The organism is Aquamicrobium zhengzhouense (assembly GCF_016124105.1).
Lineage (GTDB): Bacteria > Pseudomonadota > Alphaproteobacteria > Rhizobiales > Rhizobiaceae > Aerobium > Aerobium zhengzhouense.
In genome coordinates this window covers 450,294-466,413 of the sequence record NZ_JADGMQ010000002.1, presented here as the reverse complement: position 1 = coordinate 466,413, position 16,120 = coordinate 450,294, and the positions used below count along the sequence as shown (strand labels likewise).

Genomic DNA, 16,120 nt, shown 5'->3' with positions numbered 1-16,120 from the left:
CTGGTCCTTTAGTAGGGGCGTGCTATTCCACGCACCGCAAAGCGCCGGCGCGACGGGATCTCGCCTCGGCTGATCTGACAGTTGCGGATCGCTTCATCGAGCGCGCGGCGCACTTCACCAATCGAGGCATTGGCAAAGCGTGTCATGTCGGTGCCAAAGCGCGCTTCAGTCACCATCTCCCCGGTAAGAAGGGCCATTTCAACTTCGCGAAGTTTCGTGGCGCGCACGCACCAATCGATTTGATCAGGCATCCTGCCGCTCCCGTGATGGCTCACGCATGCCATCCGCAGCTCCGCCCAGCGGACCACCGTTTCCGCCCTGACTACGGCCGTGCGGGATTGCCATGCCGATCTCGTGCAGCTTCTCGATTTCCTTGCCGGCCTGAGCGACTTCCTCTTCCCAGTCGAGGCCTTTCTCCGCATAGATCCGCTGAAGGTTGGTCGCGCCCGTCTCAAGGGCAACCTTGTTGGCAAGCGCATCCTTGTAAGGATCAGCCGTCGGCATCGCTGGCCCGCGCCATTCCGTCCAGACCACCCGCTGGCGGTTCGCAAGGAAGGCACGATAGCCGCCTTTAAGCGGAATTCGGCCTTCGGCAATCGCCTCTTCAAGCCAGGCTTCATAAACGCCTTGCGCAAACGGCGCTGCAATCCGCTCACGACGCCGAACCACGATCGGCCAGATCGATGATGAAGCCATTCTCGTTGAGGAATAGGTTGCGTTGGAATGATCCATGGAAAAACTTTCCATGGTGATGCCAAGGCATCTTGCCATTTCGCGCTGAAGGTTCTGCGAGAACGGCAAATACTGGCTTCCCGGCGTTGAGGCCGTGTGCATCTGAAACTCTTCGCCAGGACCAAGATGGTTGATCCTCGCATGATCCGTCATCGAGACGCCCTTTTCCTTCAAGGCGTCAATCCGCATTCCCCAGACGTCTATCAGATCCTGCGCAATATCTTTGGCGCCGTCGAACCCTTCAAAATCATCGGCAAGCGTGCGCAGCGCCTGGAACGCTTCTTCGCTCGGCTCGGGGCTCTTGATCGTTGCAGCAAAGATCGTCTGCATCAGCGCCGTCGCGAGCGTTGCATCCGCGAGCTGGTCATATTGAGCCAGAACCTTCAACGCGGGCGCAATCACCGAGATCCCGCGCGGGCTGTTGGGGTTATCGCCCCGGTCCATCACATGGATGACGCTTTGAGCGGCAATGTCGCGATCAACCTCGATCCCGCCTTCTCGTGCTTTGAAGCGATAGACCTGAGCGCGCCCCAAGCCGTCGTGGAATATACCCTGATCGAGACCTTCGTATTCGCGCGTTGTGCGTGGGAGCCGATGTGAGGCAACCAATGAGACCTTGGTTCCGGTCTCGAGCCCGTAATGCGCACGGCGGCCGGTCGACATGAAGTCGAGAACGCCAAATGCCTCGCCAGCAACCAGATAGCCGCGCATGACGGCATCCAGCATCTCGGGAACCGTCATCTTGCCTGCAAGATCGCATTCGGCAGGGTTCCACGCCCAGCGTCGCCATTCACCTTCAACAAGACGTGACCACGCGGCCTCCTCCTTGCTGTCATACCCAAGGCGTGAAAGATCTGGGCGCGCATTCAGCTTCAGTTCGACGCCGATCGTATCGGCAATAATCTGGCTGGCTGCCCCCGCGATCCAGCCCGAATTATGCATGAAATCGAGCGCAAGCGCCGATGCGCGTTCCGCAGCTTCCAAGACATCAAGCCTTGCATCGCGCGTGATAGCCTTGCGCATCGCAAGAAGACCTGACCGGTCCGGGCGGAGATAGCGCATGCTGATCTGATTGTGCGACGGTGCGAGAGCCTGCCGCGGCTGCTTGCTACCGCGCAGCCAATTGGTCAGAGCGTTCATCGTCAAAACCTATTTGTAGGCGTTCCAGCGACGTCGCCGCGATGAAGGCGCCGGATCGGACACGACAGGAGCAGATCCTTCAGATGGAGGCGTTGCTACTTGCGCAAAGAGCCCGTCTTCGAAATCAAGCTGGGCTTCTGGGAGCGGGCATTCGCGTTCTCCCTCATAGCGATCCCAAGCCTGGTCTGGCATCGACCTCACACCAAACTTGATCGCTGCTGCTTCCGCCTGAAGATGCGTATCCAGACCCTCATTTGCCTGCGAGGGATCCTTGACCCATTCATATTTGATGAAGCCGGTCTTTGTGCGCTTGGCCTTGCGGCTTTCTGCCGTCAGCTGCTTGTAAAACTCATCTTCAAGCCCGCGAGGTAGATCGACAAAGCCACGTTGCAGCGGATCGTCCTTTGCAAGATTGCGGTATAACCCCATCTTCAGAACCGACGTCGCAAAATTATAAAACCGGCGTGAATAGCGCTTCACCTTGCCGGTTTTTGCATCCCGCTCGCGCTTGACTGCAGCAAGCAATGGTGCCGATTCAGATGGAACGCCGCGCACCATTATCAGCCGTGAAGTCGGGTGCTTCCTGACCCAATCCCAGACATCTTCTGTCCAGGCATTGCCATCGATCGCGATCATATCTGCGGCAAGCGGTCTGCCGTGCGGATTCTTCCATGTCTGCACCATCAGCCCATCGAGAAGCTTGCGGGTCTTCTCCTCACTGATATGCCCCGGGAAAATCCCATATTCGACGATCGCGCGGCGATAATCACGGCCCCAGGCAACCACCTGCCATTCGACCCGATCCTTTTGACAGTCGATTCCGATCGTGACGATCACATAGCCCGCCGGGATCGCGCCCCTTGGCCGCTCTGCCTCCGCCCCTCTATCGCGCAAGAGTTCCCATGCTGGCGCTTCACCAAGGGTGCGATATGCACGGCCGATTGTGTCGTTGAAGAAAGTCTGCTCGGAAGCGGGATCGCCCTTGGCTGATAACCATTCGCGAGCAATCCGCTCAAAGCTCTGCAACAACGAGTACGCCGACCACAAATCAAAGGAGCGATGCACCCGCTTCATCTGCGGCTGTCTTGGCCGCCAAGCAGGCTCGCCTTTCGCCTCGAGCTCACGCGCCTCTCTGAACATTTGCGGGCGGTGATATTCTTCAATCACCCCGCCGCATTCAGGATCAACGCAGGTAAAGTGCGCGCGCTCCGGATGCTCTTCGTCGATCGACTGGAGAAAGTTCTCCCATTCCAGAACCTGCGGCAGGCCGCAATGTGGGCATGGGAGATAAAGCTGCTCCTGGCTGCCATCTTCATAATTGCGCGTGATCCGGCATCCAGGCTCGACAAGGGGCGTCGAGATCTTGAAGACCTTGGCAAACTCATGTGCTCGCGAGCGGCTGTCGGCCTGCGTCTCCGGATCACCGGCCGAGTTCATTTCCCATTTGGCAAGGTCATCCTGCACCTGCCGGCGCATTGTCACCTGGCTGAGCGAGGCCGGCGAGTTGGCCCCCGAGATCTGGATCGCCCCGCGCCCGTCGACCCGCTCCTTGTACAAAACACTGTCCAGGCCGTCGCGCGAACGCATCGGAAAGAGCCGCGCTAGCGACGTCGTTCCCTTCAGCATCGGCGCCAGCTTCATCTTCGACCAGCGTTGCGCATTGGAATCGGTCGGATGGACGTAAAGAAAGTCGCCCGGATCCATATCCATCGAGCCGCCGCAAAAAATGTTGGCAAGAACGGTCCCGCCAAGCTGCGCCGACTTTTTGAGCGTTACGATCCGGCACGGGTCACTGGGTGAAAGCGCGCGCAAGATCTCGTCGAAGTAGAAAAAAAGGTCTCGGTTATAGGGCCCAGGCAGCGGACTTTCGCGTTCCGAAAAGACGATGTTTCGCTCGGCCCATGAAAGATAATCGACTGGCGGCGGCGGCATCATCACCGCTGCAAAGACTTCCGCCGAGATCCGCCTTGCATTGGCAACGCTGACAATCATCGAGGTCATGAAGATCCCACCTCAACTTGGACCTCAACGGTTTCGGGGACGTCCTCGACGAGAGCGGAGGCGCGTCGAGCCGACGCTGCCTTCTTCTCGTTGCGGATCTCGCGCAACAAATGAAGCACATCGCGCTGTTGAACCGCAAAGCGACCGGCAATGGCGCTAGCAAAATCCGCCAACATTGCGGCGTTTTCGTCGTCGACCTGGCGCGCAAGTCGCATCATCTCGGCTCGTACATCATCGGCGGGTACAAGCTTGCCGAGCTTGACCGCCTCATCGATGCTGGCAAGCCGGTTCTTGCGCTTTTCGCTTTCAAGCCGCTCCTGCTGAATCTGCAGCGCAACATCATCGCTGCGATCGATCGGCAGTGCCAAGGGTTCTCGTGGGAGCCGCTCCTGATCCGCTGCGACCGACTCGGGCTCATCGAAGAGCCGGGTGGCGATCCCGTTGCCTACGACCTGCCCCGGATCGCGACGAAGGCGCACTTGCGCCATCGCCCGGTCGACAATGATTTTGGCCAGGCGGCCTTCACCTTGCAGCGCGTCAGGTCCGATCTTTCCTTCCGCGATCCACTGGCTGACGCGGCCAGGAGAGACCTGCACCATGCGTGCAAACTCACCCTTAGAAACAACCAGCATCTTTAGCCTTCTTTAGGCTCGTCTTTAGCCCCAACTTTAGGCTATGAAATTGATGTCAGACTGGGCAAATCCGGCAGTCGCGCTCTCCCGCGGGAGATGGAGCCACCGGTACGGTCCCTGAACCCGGGGGGCTGCGATCTCGGGCCGTCATCCAATCAGCTTGATCAGCACCTTCTCGACCCGCTCTTGAAGAAGCGGTGCGGCAGTGCGCTCGAAGGCGCCTTTGGTCGCCCCTGTCGTCATCTCGTTCGGGATGAAGACCCCCGAGCGCGCGAAGGTGTAGTGCCGACCCTTGGATCGGTTGCGGAACATCACGTGACCGTTGAACTTCTCGACGCTCTTTCGGTCAGGAAACGCTCCGCCCATCATGAACGTTTTCGGATAAAGCGTCGGCTTGCCGAATGGCCGCGCCACAACGCCCTCTTCGGTTTCCCTCGGCCGTAAATATTTGAGGCGGATGTTCCCGCCTCTCGTCACCATGTCGTAGGAAAGGCGTTTTCCGCCCGCCATCGTCACTTTGACCGCCTCGACGATCACCCGCCGCTGGAGCCCCGTCTGTTTTGTCAGGTTGCGAATGACCTGCGTCTTTGCCCGATTGCCAACCTGGTTGATGACGCGCGGCAGAACTTTCGGGAAGCGGCGGTTCAGCTCGTTTATCTTGCGCCCATAGCGCTTGAGATGATCGTCCGCCCATCGAACGGTGATTGTCGTCATATCAAGCCGAACCTTGAAGAGTAGGCCGTTCCATGAGAGTCTGGACCGCTCAATTCTGGCGGGAGGGGATGATGCTAACTGGTCCAATGTGCAAAGCGGCACGGTCACTGGTGCAGGTTACGAGAACGAAACTTGCCAACAATGCAGGCGTTTCACGCGACGTGATCGAGCATTTCGAGCGCGGTATCGGCTCACCAGATGCAAACACTGTCACCGCACTGAAGGATGCGCTTGAAGATCTCGGCGCTGTCTTCATCCCGGAAAGCGGATCTAACGGCGCGGGCGTTCGGCTGAAGTTCAGTCGATCGGTGACTGATCGACTACAGCACCTCGTCAATGAGGGAGGCCTTTCGGGCAAGGACGCGATACCTTGAGGTGTACACCATCGAGATCTTTCTTCCGCTCGAAACGAGCGAAAGGAAGCCGGTAACGCATCTTTCTATCGAAAAAATCGCAGCAGTGCTTGCTGAAAAGTTTGGCGGCTCATCGTCTCTCACGATTGGTCGCCTCACCAAAGATTGGAAAGATGGGCACGCAGTGTGGGCTGATCAGGTCGCCACCATCAAAGTGATGGCCGCCAAGCTCGATGTTGACTGGTGGTGTGAGTATCGCGGCCAACTAGCGGCTGAATTTGACGACGAAGAAATCGCGATACGCATCAGCTGCTGTCAACGAAGGAAACGAAATTAAACACTTCCCGGCATCGCTGCTTCACCGCTAACTTAACGGCAACGCCGTCGCCTCACACGGTAGCTTCCAAGGCACGAACAGCGATTATAACCCTAGCCGGGATCGGGTGGAGGTGGTGAGGCCTACAGAAATTCAGGCATAGCTTACGCACTGGCCCTGAATCGATGAGCGAAATCGCTCTGTCAGGGCTGGGCCGGGAGGAGCTACTTTCACCAGTTGGTGATGGCTACGCTGTTTGGAGGCAAGTGCCTCACGGTCCCCGGTCATCCAGTGGAAGAATCGCTACCCAAGTTTTTCCAGATTCGCAAGCTTCACTTCGACGAGGTGCTCACGACCGAACAGCCAGGTCATCACGCGCGCGGTTCGCCCTTTGCCATAGCCGGTCAGAATTCCTTCGAAAGCAACGAACGGACCGACGCCGATTTTCACCTTCTCGCCTACCACCAGGCCGGTCGGAGCGTAACGTTCGTCGAACGCGCCTTCCTGCGCCAAGTCCATGAATTTCCTCATCTCATGCTCGCCTATCGGATGCGGTCGCCCCTCCTTCCCAACGAAGGCGGCGACGCCCTTTACCCGCAACAGGCCAGCAAATGCTTCTGTGCTCGATACGAGATTGACGAACACAAGGCCCCTCAAAACCGGCCTGTGGATAGTGCGACAGGAGCGTGGTTGGAAGCGCCTTTTCACCTGCACCTTCTTAACTGGCACCACAGCATCCACACCCGAATCGATCAGCTGACTACATAGTTCAATCTCACCGACGCCGAGTGTCCTCAGCGCAAACCAGCGACGCTCGCCAGGAACATCCTTCCTTGCCGCCGCAAGAAGCCCTTGTTCAAGGCGACGCTCGGCCATCACCTTGTCGCTCTTTTTCCAAGCGCGATCGATGTTGATGGCATTCCCCTCATCATCCAGCCACGCATGCTGCGCATCACTCAGCTGCTTCACATTCACCGCCATCATCGACCCGTTCCTCGCCTAGTATTGCTAGTTCAAATGCTGTCAGTCCTTCCGGCCCGCCTTTCGGAAAGAACAAGACTGGCTGCTGGCCGGGATCTGGAAACCACGGCCAACCCTTTTCCTTGAAGAACGCCTGCCAAGCCTCAAAGATGGTCGAGCGAACCGGCACCGGCTCAAAACCTGCGCCAAGCTCGTGCCAGCGGCGGGCAAAACGTGCGCCCTTCCTTCGTCTCGCGGCTGCAAACAAGGCTGCAACGAGCGGCCATCCTTCCCCGGCCTGATCGGCGGATGTCAGGAGATGTGCGAGGATCCATGCGCACCACGCCTTGGAGAAGGGCGTGGCAAACTCATCGAACGGCACTTCCTGCCTCGGCAGTCCCTGCCAGCGCTTTTCCGCGAGGTAGACCCCGAAGGTGCAGACGCTGCCACCAGCATCACGCACCGTGCTCACATAATCTCCGCTACGCTCGGCAGCTTCATTCCGTTCTTCCTGCGTTAGCCCCTGCCATGCCTTCCATGCAGCCCCGTGGCTGTCGGTCAGGAACGTTGGCCAGGAAGACCAGGTCCGGCGAAACAGGCGTTCCATCTCGCGTGAGTTAGCCATGCTGGCCTCCCCGGCTGATCCAGGCGAGACGCTCGAAGGTTGTGGGCGCATCCGGGATCATCGCCAGCTTTTCCGGATCAAGCGTTGCCCGCTCTGGCTCGCTGATGTGCCCCGCTGAAGCAGTCTCGGCATGTTTTCGGCAAAACTCGGCATAAAGCTGCGCTGCCCGTGCCTTCTCGCCGTCGGTGCGCACAACTGGTGAGGCAAAGCGTGCGGCTTCTTCCCGTAGCCGGCCCCGCCGCTTTTCGTCTTCGATCTGCCTCAGCACCGGAGCCATCACTGCATCAACCGCTTCCCGCAGCTCCGGCGGCTTTGGGCAGAACACCTTGCTCTGATGTGGAACCTTGCCCTGCAGGAAGCGCCGCACCGCATTGGCGATTGCCCAGGCCGGGCATCCTTCAAGTGCAACCCGGTAGCCGGCAAGCGTCATCTCAATGTCGCTGCCTTCCATCGGGCGCAGCGAGTTGCAGAGAAGCCTGAGCGCTGTGAGCACTTCCTCGGGACGGGCTGGCGTCAATCGTGGGTCCTGCTGGGAAATCGCTGTCATGGAAATTCTCCATCGGTGCGAAATTGCGGTTGAGGTAGTCGGCAAGGTTGTCTCGTCCCGGTGGCGGCTTGGCCTGTCTTCCGGGCGGACTTTCGAGCGATCGGCGGATCCAGTTCCGCCATGTCGCAGGCCAATCGGCCTTGAGCGCGTCTTTCCCGGCTCTTGCCCGCCAGTAGTCCCGGAACTTGTCGCGTTCCCGCCGTGCGACGTCGGCTGGCATGCCTGCTTTCACCGCCCAGTCGAGATCTGGCTCGAAATCTTCAGGCAACCGACAGGCCGGCGCTTTTTGCGAGCGGGGGCCCCTCTTCATCGGGAGATGAAGAAAAGGGGTCGTATCTATGGTGTGATCTCTAGACGTCACACCCCCTGTGATCTGTACGTCACAGGGGGGGGTGATCTGGGGATCACAGGGGGGAGCCGGTTTGACTGGTTCCGAAGCCTCTTCCTCCTGAGGATGAGGCCGATCCATCACCACCTGATAATCATTGATCAGCTGGCGACCGTCGCTGCCGCTGTATCGGGCCTGCTTGCGCAAATAGCCCCACTCTACGAGGTCCGCGATCGCACGGTTGATCGTCTCGCGCGCCCGGCCCATCTGGCGCGCAAGCGCGGTCTGATTGGCCCGCAGCCAGCCATTGGCGTCCGAGGCCTTGCCGAAGATCGCCAAAATCCGCAGATGCAGATCCGAAACACGCTCATCGACCACGGCGGCAGCCGGAATGATGCTGTAGCGAACGCCACTCATCATGCCGCCTCCCTGATTTCGGCAAGGGCATGGCCACCCCATTGCTCGGCGGCTGCTTCGGCCATGCCAGGGAAAGAACGTGACCGCTCATGCGCCCGCTGCGGACTGCGGGGCATCCGCCAGACCCGGTTCCACGCCTTCCACTCGTCACTGCCGCGCGGCGGCTCTGGAAGCCGGCTGGTGTCGACAAGCTCGGGAAGTCCGCGCAGATACCAGCCGGTTGCCTTGTATTCGGGATGCCCGAACCAGAATGGCTGGACGATTTGTGGTCTCGGCAGATCGGCGGGCATACGCGCCCGCGCAATGTCGTGCATCTCGGGGTTCTCGATCGCGACACGCGGCACCGGGGCGCGCCAGCACGCGATGAAGAGATCAAGCCCGGCCTCGAATTCGTCGATCATGCTCTGCCAGGTGCGGCCGCGCGGCAGCTTTTTTGGCGGCGTCATATTGCCCGGCCCGGAAAGCCAGCGCCGACCCGATCGGCAAAGCCGTGTGCAAGGCGGATGAGCAACGACCAGCAGGTCCCAGCCCTCGTCGAGGATCTCACGGACATCGCCGCGAATATGCCTGTTGCTGCCATCTTCTGCGGGTAGCAGATCGCATGACCAGACATCATGCCCTTGCGCGGCAAAAGCGCGCCGGAAGATCCCGGAATACTCGCAGCCAATAAGGACACGCAGGCTCAAACCACGTCCCTCCCCTTCCAGAAGTTGAAGTCAGCGCGCAGGCGGACCCAGCGGTCGCGCACAGCATCGCTTTCGTTGATTTCGCGGCGGCTGGTGACCCTAAGGAGGCTGCGCAGCTTCTGGGCCACGCGCTCATCCGTTGCAGGGCTTTCCAGCCCGTGCCGCTCCATCAGAAATTTCTTGAAGGCGGGCGAGCCGCACAGCATCGCCGCTTCCGCGGAATAATTCGGCGCGCGGCGAGCTTCTGGTTCCGGCTCCCGCTGCTCTGCCGCCTTCATCGCCACGATCGCCCGATCGACGAGGGACAGCAGGAACCGGCAATAGTCGAGCGCGCCGGATGACAGCTGCATCTCGTCAATCGTTGCATGAGGCGAGAAGCGGGCGACGATGACGTTGGAGCCATCCCGTCCGGCGGCAGCAAGGATCATCCCGTCGCCTTCGCTGCCAAGCTCCCATCCGTGCCCGTCATGCGCAGCAACAAGCGCGCGGATCTTCGCCAGCATCGCCGCCTCCGCTGCCTTATCCATGGCTGCGCCTCGGGTTCACGGCCTCATGTACCAGGCGTGGACCGACGCCGAACCGCCTCGCAATTTCCGCGTAGCTGAGGTCCTTGCGCTCCGCCGCGACAGCGCGTATCGCCTCGCGCCTTGCCCGGCGTGCAGCAAGTGCGGTCACCTGCTTCCCACGGAGCGCCGTCGCCGCAAAACCGTGCTGTTTTGCAACCTCTGCGATGATTTCGATCACCAGCCGTTTCGGCACTTTCGCCTCGTCAGCAGCACGCCGCATGATGATGCGCGCTTCCTGATAGGCGTCCTCGAGGATGGCATCCGCCTTGGCGCGCGCCGCAGCCTCAAGCTGTCGCTCGTGTTCCTGCGCTTCTCGAATTCGGCGCTGCAGTTCCGCAAGCACCCGCTTTGCATGGGCCTGCTGAATAAAGGGCTGGGTATAAAGGGAGGCAGACATCAGCCAATCTCCCCGCAGGAGAATCGCGCAAACGCTTCGCGCGCCAGCTCATGCTCGCCACCCTTGCGACGGCCATCAGGTCCGCGCACTTCGTGCCAGCCGACCCGGCGAAGCTCGATAAACTCCAGACCAAGATCAAACCCCGCCCGCCGGCAGGCAGCCTCGAACAGCTCGCGATATTTGAGAAGGATGATGTCCGGGCATTGCAGCAAGATCCGCGCCCGCGCGCGATCATCTTCCGCCTGATACATCTGCTCGATGATGGGCAGCAGCGTGCTCATGCGTCCGCTCCTGCTTGGGTGCGCGAGCGGGAAGAGTGCGCAGCAACACGAGCCGCCTCGACCGCAATCAGCTTGTCCGCCAGTGCCATGCTAGCGGAGCTCTTCAGCCTTTCGTTCAGCGGCGGCAACGCCGGCCGTTCCTGATAATCTTTCCAGTCAACCCGGCGAAGCTCGGTTGGCCCGCCGTAGCGCCCATGCCGGTCGAGCTCCCACACAAACCAGCCTGTGTTCATGCTGCTGGAAGCATGCGGCCCCTCCCATCCGTCGCGATGCATCATCGGCAGCCGGCGTGAGAACACATGCACCCGCGCTGGCGGGTTCTCATCCATTGCAAAGCAACGCTCCGGATCGTCAAAGCCGCACAGGAAGTTGAGGTTTAAGAGCAGCGCCATCTTGCGCGGGCGATGAACACGCAGCGCATGGGCAATGAAGCGGTTGAGCACATCGCCATAGGGCGGGTTGCCGACGATATCGCGGCCTGTAGATTCGCTCGTTTTAAGGAAGTCGCCAACCAACTGGCACTCACCGTCGCGAGTCACCGTGCCGTAGTCGATAAGGTCGGCAATAGCGACGTCATAGCCGGTCTCCTCCAGCGGGCGAAGGATCGCGCCCTTACCGCAGGCAGGCTCGAGAATCCCGGGTACAGCGTGAAACCGCTCCAACGCCAGCAACGTGCGCATGGCCTCAATCGGGGTTTCATAGAGGTTGTGACCGCGCTCTTCTCTGGTGGCACTTTTTGTACCGATGTTGGCACGCAAGCTGGCGCGGCTCGGCTCAAGTCCTGCTTCCAGCCGTGCGGCAATGGCGCGCTCGACGATGCCGGGAGTTTCACGCTCAGCGTCGCGCAGGCTCCGCGCCTCGTGAATCTCCTTGCGGGAAAGACCAGCGTCCGCCGCCGTAATAATGTTCCCGTCTGGAACGTTTTTCGGGCGCCCTCTGGATGCGACTTCGCCCGCTGCCTGGGCGGCATCATATTCGTCAGCGAGGCGCACTTTCGCCTGCGCCTCGATCAGCAGGGCTTCCCCTTGCAGCTGCCGCGCCTTGCCAAGCAGCCGCTCTGCCGCACCAAAGCGCTGCGCATAACCGGCCGCCGCTTTCGCCTGGTCGTAAGCGCCAGCGGCCAGCAAGCGTGCCGCCATCACGTCGCCGTCATCGAGCAACGCACGGGCGCGCAGCACGACCGCAGCAATGTCGGAAGCATCAGGAAGGACAATCGGGGTGTTCATCACACCATTCCCAGCGCCGACATATAGAGGTCCAGCATCGCCTCTTCCTCTTCGCGCTCCGCCTGATCCTTCTTGCGCAGGCGGATGATTGTGCGCATCGTCTTCGTATCGAAGCCGTTGCCCTTGGCCTCGGCAAAGACCTGCTTGATGTCGTCGGAGATTGCCGCCTTCTCTTCCTCAAGCCGCTCGATGCGCTCGATGAAGGCCCGCAGATGCCCAGCCGCGATCGTGTTGGAGCCGCCAGTTTCTTCATCGACGGTCTCAGGCCTGAGTTGTTTTCCCGGCCGCTCTTTGAAATTCGCCGCCGTCGCGGTGGGATCGTAAAAATCCTCGACCATCAGACACCTTCCTCCTGGCTGGCTTGAATCGCGCCCTGCATCAGCCCGCGCGCGGAGGCACGGATCTCGTGATGCTGGCAGTAGGGACGCAGCGGCTCGGTCCGCGCGCCGCAGAAAAGATGTGTGGTGCCGGATGATTCGACTGGGAACCGGCACTGGCACGAACCCAGCTGGACGAGCGTCAGCTTGCGGCTGGCAGCGTCATAGGCAGCTGCCTCGCCCTTGCTCGGGCGCTCAACATAGTCGCTGGCCTTGCCGAGCCGGTCGAAGACCCGGCTGAGCGAGCGGTGCCCCTCACCGCGCGGCGGAAACAGATTGCGCAGCCGGTTCGCCAGACGCAGCACGTGGACATCACGGCGGTTCGTGCCGAAGCGCCGGCTAAGCACGGCTGCAATTTCTGTTGCGGAGCGGCCATCCTTGCCCCAAAGGCGCGCGGCAAGTGCAATTTCATCATCAGACCAGGGCGCCGGCGTTGTGATAACAGATGCCGACATCACGCCACCTCCGCCTTCGGCAGCGCGATGCGCTGCGGAAAGGCCTTGTCGAGGCCTTCGCCGATCTCAGCCGCGGCAATGTCCCAGCGGGAGATGCCGACATGACCCTGGCGCCGCTTTTGCCGCGCAAAATCCTCCGCCCGATCAATCGCAGCAAAAATGTCGAAGCGATCGAGGAAGCCGGCAAGATTGACGTTCTGCTTGTGCAGCCAGGGCCGATCGACGACTGCCGAAAGCAACGCCTTCAGCACGTCATTGCTCCACATCACCGCGTCCTGCCCACCCTCGGAGTCGCGCAAGGATTTCAAGGCAAAGGTGACGAGTTGCCCTTTACCGCGCTCCTGATAGCTGCGGATCAGCGCGATCGCGTAAATCTCGCCCGGCTTCTTCGCGTCGGTCGTCGCGAGATACGTCATCAGCCTGGATCCGGCGTCCCGGCAAATCCTGTCGCACTCGACGGCCCAATTTTCGCCAGCGGTCAGTGCCGCCTTGAAGATCTGCTGCAGCGTCACCTTGGTCACGAGGCCGTTGACAGCAGCAAAGCTGGCGGCCTGTTCTTCCAGGCTCATCTGCACCACCTGACACGGCACTTCGGCAAAGCCGCAGATCGCCGCTGCATGTGTCCGGTGCTGCCCATCGATGACGGCAAAGCGACCACCCTCGACAGGGGCGACGAAGACCGGCGAAAAACGCGACCAGCGGAATCCGTCCGCGATCCGCTGGATCGCCTTCCAGTTGCCCGCCTTCAAATCGCGCTGATAGCTGTCATCTACGACAAGATGCTCGATCCGGATCCACTGCAGCATCGGCGCAGGGCCCGGATTAACATTGGCTGGCCGCTTGAGTTTGGAGACATCGATCGAGCGCATCATGCCCCCCCGCCTTCGCGGGCGACGGTCGCCGCCAAAAGATCATCGATTTGAGCTTGAAGCTTGCCGATCTGGCGCGACTGGTTGCGCAGCGCGATCGCCTCGGCTGGCGTGATGATGCCGTCCGCCTTTGCGCGCACCGTCTCGACCATCATGTTGCCAGCGGCTTCGACGAGGTCGGCATTGAGCATGGACAGGCAGAATTCGCGCTCCCGCGCAGCCGCGTTTCCAGTAAGCTCAAAACCGAGGAACTCGATCATGATCGCCGTGACGATCGGGCGGCCGACATAACCTTCCAGCGCCATGACGATCGGCGTTGGCATCGTGTCGCGATCCACGCCGCCATACCAGCGCCCGACCTGGCTCTTCGAAACCGACAGCTTCTCGACCACGCGCTTGCAGCCGCCATAGGCGTCGATCAGATCAGTCTGCGCAGCCAGAAGCCGCATGCGCCAACGTTCTGAGAATTCGCGAGGTTCGGTGCTGTCCATGCTGGTCCTCGTTAGGCAAAAGCTTTCCCGCGCCGGGAAATCCCGACGTTTTTTCCCGTTAAGGGATGGGTTGGATTGATTCAGAGTGCAGGCATGGATAACGCCCGCGCACACATCAGATCATGGCGGCCCCTGTGGTTCCGGGAGAGCTTGCGACCCGCCCTCCCGGCCCACAACGCGGGCACGCGCACTGACAAAACTGGTTGCGGGGGCCAGACTCGAACTGGCGACCTCCGGCTTATGAGACCGGCGAGCTACCGCTGCTCTACTCTGCAGATGAGAAACCTGCGGCGGCGGAAAGGCACCCAAAGGCATGCCTTCCCGCCCCATGCTCGGCTCGCAGGTTATCGCTTGAGCACCAACACATCTGGTTGCAACTGTTCGAGGATAGGGGAATGATGAAACCAGACACTTCTGGAGAGAGCTGTGTTTTACCCCGAATTCCTCGGTATTCCCTGGTACCGCGAGAGCGACTACGCCGAAATCCGGCGCGTCATGATCGACGGCGATTCTCTGCCACCGACCTATTTCGAATGGTTCCGAAACGCTGTGCAGCTGGAGAAAAGCCAGCAAGACAATGGCGTCAAAGTCGTCCGTGTCATGCTGAACCCGGCTGGCTTCTGCGACTGGTGTGCCTCCCGTGGAACAAACCCCGCCGCCAAGGCTCGCATGGAATATGCGCGCATCGAAGCAAGGCGACGCCTGGGAAAGTAGTGCGCTCATCTACACCTCCCCTGCCCTTCATGAGAAAGCAGCGCTTTCGTCTTCAGCCCTTTGTCGGCGTCATCGAACCGGAGATGCGCGAAGCGCTTGAAATGCGGAACGGCGATCAGATCGCCCTCATCCGAAAAGGAAGGTCCCGCGCCGAAGGCTGCCCTTTGGGGGGCTTGGGCTTGGGAGGCGGGCGACGCCTCCGGCGCAGGATGCCCGTCCACCGCGCGTGGCCCCGCGCAGTGGAAGGAGAGCAACTTATCAGTGCTGAATGCGGTCATTCCGCGGCCTCCAGCTCAGGACGCTCCACGCAATCGGGCCACTCAACATCCAGCGGCCAGTTGGCCGAGAACCAGCGAACCGCCCCGTTAAAACGGGTGACAGTGATGTCCGCCCCGGCTCTTAGGGCCGCGAGCTTTTTGCTGTCGCCGAAAAGGCGGTGGCTGATTGTTACATCAGGCAGCCTCGTCGCGGCGGCATAAGCATCAACCAGTCTTAGGAGGTGGGAGATCGAGATCATGTCGACCAGACATTCGGTTAATTTACCGATTTCGTCAACGGTTATCTTACCGATACAACTTTCCAGTTCGTTCGGTAAAAATACCGGAATGCTAAAAGATGTTTTATCTCGGATAGATAAGCGCCTGCGGGCGCTAGGCCTGAGCGAGTCAGCAGCCGCAAAAAAATCAGGGCTCAGCGACTCGGCAATCCGAAATATCCGCCGCGCCGTGGAAAAGGACCCTCACAAGACGGGCGGAGTAACAAGCAGCACCCTGGCCAAACTAGCACCCACCCTCAAAACTTCGGTCGCATGGCTACTTGAAGAAGCTGGGCCGGAGATCGTCGAAGGCAATGTCGTCGATCACTCCTTCGTTCCTGCCAAATTGATTTCATGGGTCAGCGCAGGCGCGCTATCACTGCCAGAGCAAGCACACGACGACGAACTGGAATACGCACCCACTGTATACGCACCCGATCTGGACCCTGCAGGCGACTGGATCGCACTGCGCGTCGACGGAGACTCGATGAATCGCATCTCTCCGCACGACAGCATCATATTCGTGAACCGCAAAGACAAAAGATTGGTGCCAAATGCCTGCTACATCATCGGAGATGGTGAAGGCGGCGCTACATACAAGAGATTTCGCCCACCGAACACGTGGGAGCCGGTATCCACCAACCCACAGCACCAACCCTTTGTGCTACCACATGGGGTCGAGCCCGACATCATTGGCCGGGTTCGAAAAACGATTCTTGCAATGTGAGATTCGGTTAATTTACCGAATTTGATTGATA

The 16,120-nt window shown here is 60.2% G+C and carries 24 protein-coding genes and 1 tRNA gene; 4 read left to right on the top strand and 21 right to left on the bottom strand.

Annotation, left to right across the window (positions count from 1 at the left end):
* Positions 1-8 precede the first annotated feature (8 nt).
* The 5 genes from IOD40_RS05675 to IOD40_RS05655 all read right to left on the bottom strand — a co-directional run bounded on the left by IOD40_RS05675 (position 9) and on the right by IOD40_RS05655 (position 5,219).
* Complete coding sequence (locus IOD40_RS05675) at positions 9-251, bottom strand: hypothetical protein (protein WP_198475172.1); 243 nt, start codon at positions 249-251, stop codon at positions 9-11.
* On the bottom strand, positions 244-1,872 hold the full coding sequence (locus IOD40_RS05670; protein WP_198475170.1) for a phage portal protein: 1,629 nt from the start codon (positions 1,870-1,872) through the stop codon (positions 244-246). The genes IOD40_RS05675 and IOD40_RS05670 overlap by 8 nt, the downstream gene beginning before the upstream one ends.
* Before the next feature lie 9 nt (positions 1,873-1,881).
* A complete protein-coding gene (locus tag IOD40_RS05665) occupies positions 1,882-3,873 on the bottom strand; it encodes a phage terminase large subunit family protein (RefSeq protein WP_198475168.1) in 1,992 nt (663 codons plus the stop codon).
* Positions 3,870-4,505, bottom strand: a complete 636-nt coding sequence (locus IOD40_RS05660; RefSeq protein ID WP_198475166.1) for a hypothetical protein — start codon at positions 4,503-4,505, stop codon at positions 3,870-3,872. The genes IOD40_RS05665 and IOD40_RS05660 overlap by 4 nt, the downstream gene beginning before the upstream one ends.
* A 147-nt stretch (positions 4,506-4,652) precedes the next feature.
* Positions 4,653-5,219 (bottom strand): hypothetical protein, encoded by a 567-nt coding sequence (locus IOD40_RS05655; protein ID WP_198475164.1) that lies wholly within the window; start codon positions 5,217-5,219, stop codon positions 4,653-4,655.
* An 86-nt stretch (positions 5,220-5,305) separates the two neighbouring features.
* On the opposite strand from IOD40_RS05655, the gene IOD40_RS05650 reads away from it, so the two are divergent.
* Positions 5,306-5,593 (top strand): helix-turn-helix domain-containing protein, encoded by a 288-nt coding sequence (locus tag IOD40_RS05650; protein WP_233713850.1) that lies wholly within the window; start codon positions 5,306-5,308, stop codon positions 5,591-5,593.
* A gap of 1 nt (position 5,594) precedes the next feature.
* Positions 5,595-5,909: a hypothetical protein gene (locus IOD40_RS05645; protein WP_198475162.1), complete on the top strand. Its 315-nt coding sequence runs from the start codon at positions 5,595-5,597 to the stop codon at positions 5,907-5,909.
* A 282-nt stretch (positions 5,910-6,191) separates the two neighbouring features.
* On the opposite strand, the gene nusG is transcribed toward IOD40_RS05645, so the two are convergent.
* From nusG to IOD40_RS05575, 14 genes are all read right to left on the bottom strand, one after another.
* Positions 6,192-6,872, bottom strand: coding sequence for a transcription termination/antitermination protein NusG (nusG, locus tag IOD40_RS05640; RefSeq protein WP_198475160.1), 681 nt, complete (start codon positions 6,870-6,872; stop codon positions 6,192-6,194).
* On the bottom strand, positions 6,841-7,473 hold the full coding sequence (locus IOD40_RS05635; RefSeq protein ID WP_198475158.1) for a hypothetical protein: 633 nt from the start codon (positions 7,471-7,473) through the stop codon (positions 6,841-6,843). The genes nusG and IOD40_RS05635 overlap by 32 nt, the downstream gene beginning before the upstream one ends.
* Positions 7,466-7,924, bottom strand: coding sequence for a hypothetical protein (locus IOD40_RS05630; RefSeq protein ID WP_210336798.1), 459 nt, complete (start codon positions 7,922-7,924; stop codon positions 7,466-7,468). Before IOD40_RS05630 ends, IOD40_RS05635 begins: the two co-directional genes overlap by 8 nt.
* Entirely contained in the window at positions 7,905-8,768 is an 864-nt protein-coding gene (locus IOD40_RS05625) for a helix-turn-helix domain-containing protein (protein WP_198475154.1), read from the bottom strand. The genes IOD40_RS05630 and IOD40_RS05625 overlap by 20 nt, the downstream gene beginning before the upstream one ends.
* Positions 8,765-9,451: a hypothetical protein gene (locus IOD40_RS05620; RefSeq protein WP_407649087.1), complete on the bottom strand. Its 687-nt coding sequence runs from the start codon at positions 9,449-9,451 to the stop codon at positions 8,765-8,767. The genes IOD40_RS05625 and IOD40_RS05620 overlap by 4 nt, the downstream gene beginning before the upstream one ends.
* Positions 9,448-9,978 (bottom strand): hypothetical protein, encoded by a 531-nt coding sequence (locus IOD40_RS05615; protein WP_198475152.1) that lies wholly within the window; start codon positions 9,976-9,978, stop codon positions 9,448-9,450. The genes IOD40_RS05620 and IOD40_RS05615 overlap by 4 nt, the downstream gene beginning before the upstream one ends.
* Positions 9,971-10,414: a hypothetical protein gene (locus IOD40_RS05610; RefSeq protein WP_198475150.1), complete on the bottom strand. Its 444-nt coding sequence runs from the start codon at positions 10,412-10,414 to the stop codon at positions 9,971-9,973. Before IOD40_RS05610 ends, IOD40_RS05615 begins: the two co-directional genes overlap by 8 nt.
* The gene (locus IOD40_RS05605) at positions 10,414-10,695 is read right to left on the bottom strand and encodes a hypothetical protein (protein ID WP_198475148.1); all 282 of its coding nucleotides are present in this window, start codon (positions 10,693-10,695) and stop codon (positions 10,414-10,416) included. Before IOD40_RS05605 ends, IOD40_RS05610 begins: the two co-directional genes overlap by 1 nt.
* On the bottom strand, positions 10,692-11,921 hold the full coding sequence (locus IOD40_RS05600; protein WP_198475146.1) for an SAM-dependent methyltransferase: 1,230 nt from the start codon (positions 11,919-11,921) through the stop codon (positions 10,692-10,694). Before IOD40_RS05600 ends, IOD40_RS05605 begins: the two co-directional genes overlap by 4 nt.
* Entirely contained in the window at positions 11,921-12,148 is a 228-nt protein-coding gene (locus IOD40_RS20000) for a DUF2312 domain-containing protein (protein ID WP_325099675.1), read from the bottom strand. Before IOD40_RS20000 ends, IOD40_RS05600 begins: the two co-directional genes overlap by 1 nt.
* A gap of 110 nt (positions 12,149-12,258) precedes the next feature.
* Complete coding sequence (locus tag IOD40_RS05590) at positions 12,259-12,753, bottom strand: GcrA family cell cycle regulator (RefSeq protein ID WP_198475142.1); 495 nt, start codon at positions 12,751-12,753, stop codon at positions 12,259-12,261.
* On the bottom strand, positions 12,753-13,625 hold the full coding sequence (locus tag IOD40_RS05585; RefSeq protein WP_198475140.1) for a ParB N-terminal domain-containing protein: 873 nt from the start codon (positions 13,623-13,625) through the stop codon (positions 12,753-12,755). Before IOD40_RS05585 ends, IOD40_RS05590 begins: the two co-directional genes overlap by 1 nt.
* Positions 13,622-14,113 carry a hypothetical protein gene (locus IOD40_RS05580; protein ID WP_198475138.1) on the bottom strand — a complete coding sequence of 164 codons (492 nt, stop codon included), beginning with the start codon at positions 14,111-14,113 and terminating at the stop codon, positions 13,622-13,624. The genes IOD40_RS05585 and IOD40_RS05580 overlap by 4 nt, the downstream gene beginning before the upstream one ends.
* A 200-nt stretch (positions 14,114-14,313) precedes the next feature.
* Positions 14,314-14,388, bottom strand: a tRNA-Met gene (locus tag IOD40_RS05575).
* A 151-nt stretch (positions 14,389-14,539) separates the two neighbouring features.
* On the opposite strand from IOD40_RS05575, the gene IOD40_RS05570 reads away from it, so the two are divergent.
* A complete protein-coding gene (locus IOD40_RS05570) occupies positions 14,540-14,827 on the top strand; it encodes a hypothetical protein (protein ID WP_198475136.1) in 288 nt (95 codons plus the stop codon).
* Between the two features lie 5 nt (positions 14,828-14,832).
* Here the strand turns inward: IOD40_RS05570 and IOD40_RS05565 are convergent, their stop codons facing one another.
* Positions 14,833-15,105, bottom strand: a complete 273-nt coding sequence (locus IOD40_RS05565; protein WP_198475134.1) for a hypothetical protein — start codon at positions 15,103-15,105, stop codon at positions 14,833-14,835.
* Positions 15,102-15,344, bottom strand: a complete 243-nt coding sequence (locus IOD40_RS05560) for a hypothetical protein (RefSeq protein WP_233713849.1) — start codon at positions 15,342-15,344, stop codon at positions 15,102-15,104. Before IOD40_RS05560 ends, IOD40_RS05565 begins: the two co-directional genes overlap by 4 nt.
* Between IOD40_RS05560 and IOD40_RS05555 the strand changes: the two genes are divergently transcribed.
* Positions 15,343-16,089 (top strand): XRE family transcriptional regulator, encoded by a 747-nt coding sequence (locus IOD40_RS05555; RefSeq protein WP_233713848.1) that lies wholly within the window; start codon positions 15,343-15,345, stop codon positions 16,087-16,089. The genes IOD40_RS05560 and IOD40_RS05555 overlap by 2 nt on opposite strands.
* Positions 16,090-16,120: the final 31 nt, after the last annotated feature.

Coding starts and splice junctions, on each gene's coding strand:
- IOD40_RS05560 (WP_233713849.1), bottom strand. CDS start 15,344: ATGATCTCGATCTCCCACCTCCTAAGACTGGTTGATGCTTATGCCGCC.
- IOD40_RS05650 (WP_233713850.1), top strand. CDS start 5,306: ATGTGCAAAGCGGCACGGTCACTGGTGCAGGTTACGAGAACGAAACTT.
- IOD40_RS05675 (WP_198475172.1), bottom strand. CDS start 251: ATGCCTGATCAAATCGATTGGTGCGTGCGCGCCACGAAACTTCGCGAA.
- IOD40_RS05610 (WP_198475150.1), bottom strand. CDS start 10,414: ATGTCTGCCTCCCTTTATACCCAGCCCTTTATTCAGCAGGCCCATGCA.
- IOD40_RS05615 (WP_198475152.1), bottom strand. CDS start 9,978: ATGGATAAGGCAGCGGAGGCGGCGATGCTGGCGAAGATCCGCGCGCTT.
- IOD40_RS05555 (WP_233713848.1), top strand. CDS start 15,343: ATGTCGACCAGACATTCGGTTAATTTACCGATTTCGTCAACGGTTATC.
- IOD40_RS05630 (WP_210336798.1), bottom strand. CDS start 7,924: ATGGAAGGCAGCGACATTGAGATGACGCTTGCCGGCTACCGGGTTGCA.
- IOD40_RS05655 (WP_198475164.1), bottom strand. CDS start 5,219: ATGACGACAATCACCGTTCGATGGGCGGACGATCATCTCAAGCGCTAT.
- IOD40_RS05635 (WP_198475158.1), bottom strand. CDS start 7,473: ATGGCTAACTCACGCGAGATGGAACGCCTGTTTCGCCGGACCTGGTCT.
- IOD40_RS05625 (WP_198475154.1), bottom strand. CDS start 8,768: ATGATGAGTGGCGTTCGCTACAGCATCATTCCGGCTGCCGCCGTGGTC.
- IOD40_RS05660 (WP_198475166.1), bottom strand. CDS start 4,505: ATGCTGGTTGTTTCTAAGGGTGAGTTTGCACGCATGGTGCAGGTCTCT.
- IOD40_RS05665 (WP_198475168.1), bottom strand. CDS start 3,873: ATGACCTCGATGATTGTCAGCGTTGCCAATGCAAGGCGGATCTCGGCG.
- IOD40_RS05590 (WP_198475142.1), bottom strand. CDS start 12,753: ATGTCGGCATCTGTTATCACAACGCCGGCGCCCTGGTCTGATGATGAA.
- IOD40_RS05600 (WP_198475146.1), bottom strand. CDS start 11,921: ATGAACACCCCGATTGTCCTTCCTGATGCTTCCGACATTGCTGCGGTC.
- IOD40_RS05605 (WP_198475148.1), bottom strand. CDS start 10,695: ATGAGCACGCTGCTGCCCATCATCGAGCAGATGTATCAGGCGGAAGAT.
- nusG (WP_198475160.1), bottom strand. CDS start 6,872: ATGATGGCGGTGAATGTGAAGCAGCTGAGTGATGCGCAGCATGCGTGG.
- IOD40_RS05670 (WP_198475170.1), bottom strand. CDS start 1,872: ATGAACGCTCTGACCAATTGGCTGCGCGGTAGCAAGCAGCCGCGGCAG.
- IOD40_RS05565 (WP_198475134.1), bottom strand. CDS start 15,105: ATGACCGCATTCAGCACTGATAAGTTGCTCTCCTTCCACTGCGCGGGG.
- IOD40_RS05580 (WP_198475138.1), bottom strand. CDS start 14,113: ATGGACAGCACCGAACCTCGCGAATTCTCAGAACGTTGGCGCATGCGG.
- IOD40_RS05585 (WP_198475140.1), bottom strand. CDS start 13,625: ATGATGCGCTCGATCGATGTCTCCAAACTCAAGCGGCCAGCCAATGTT.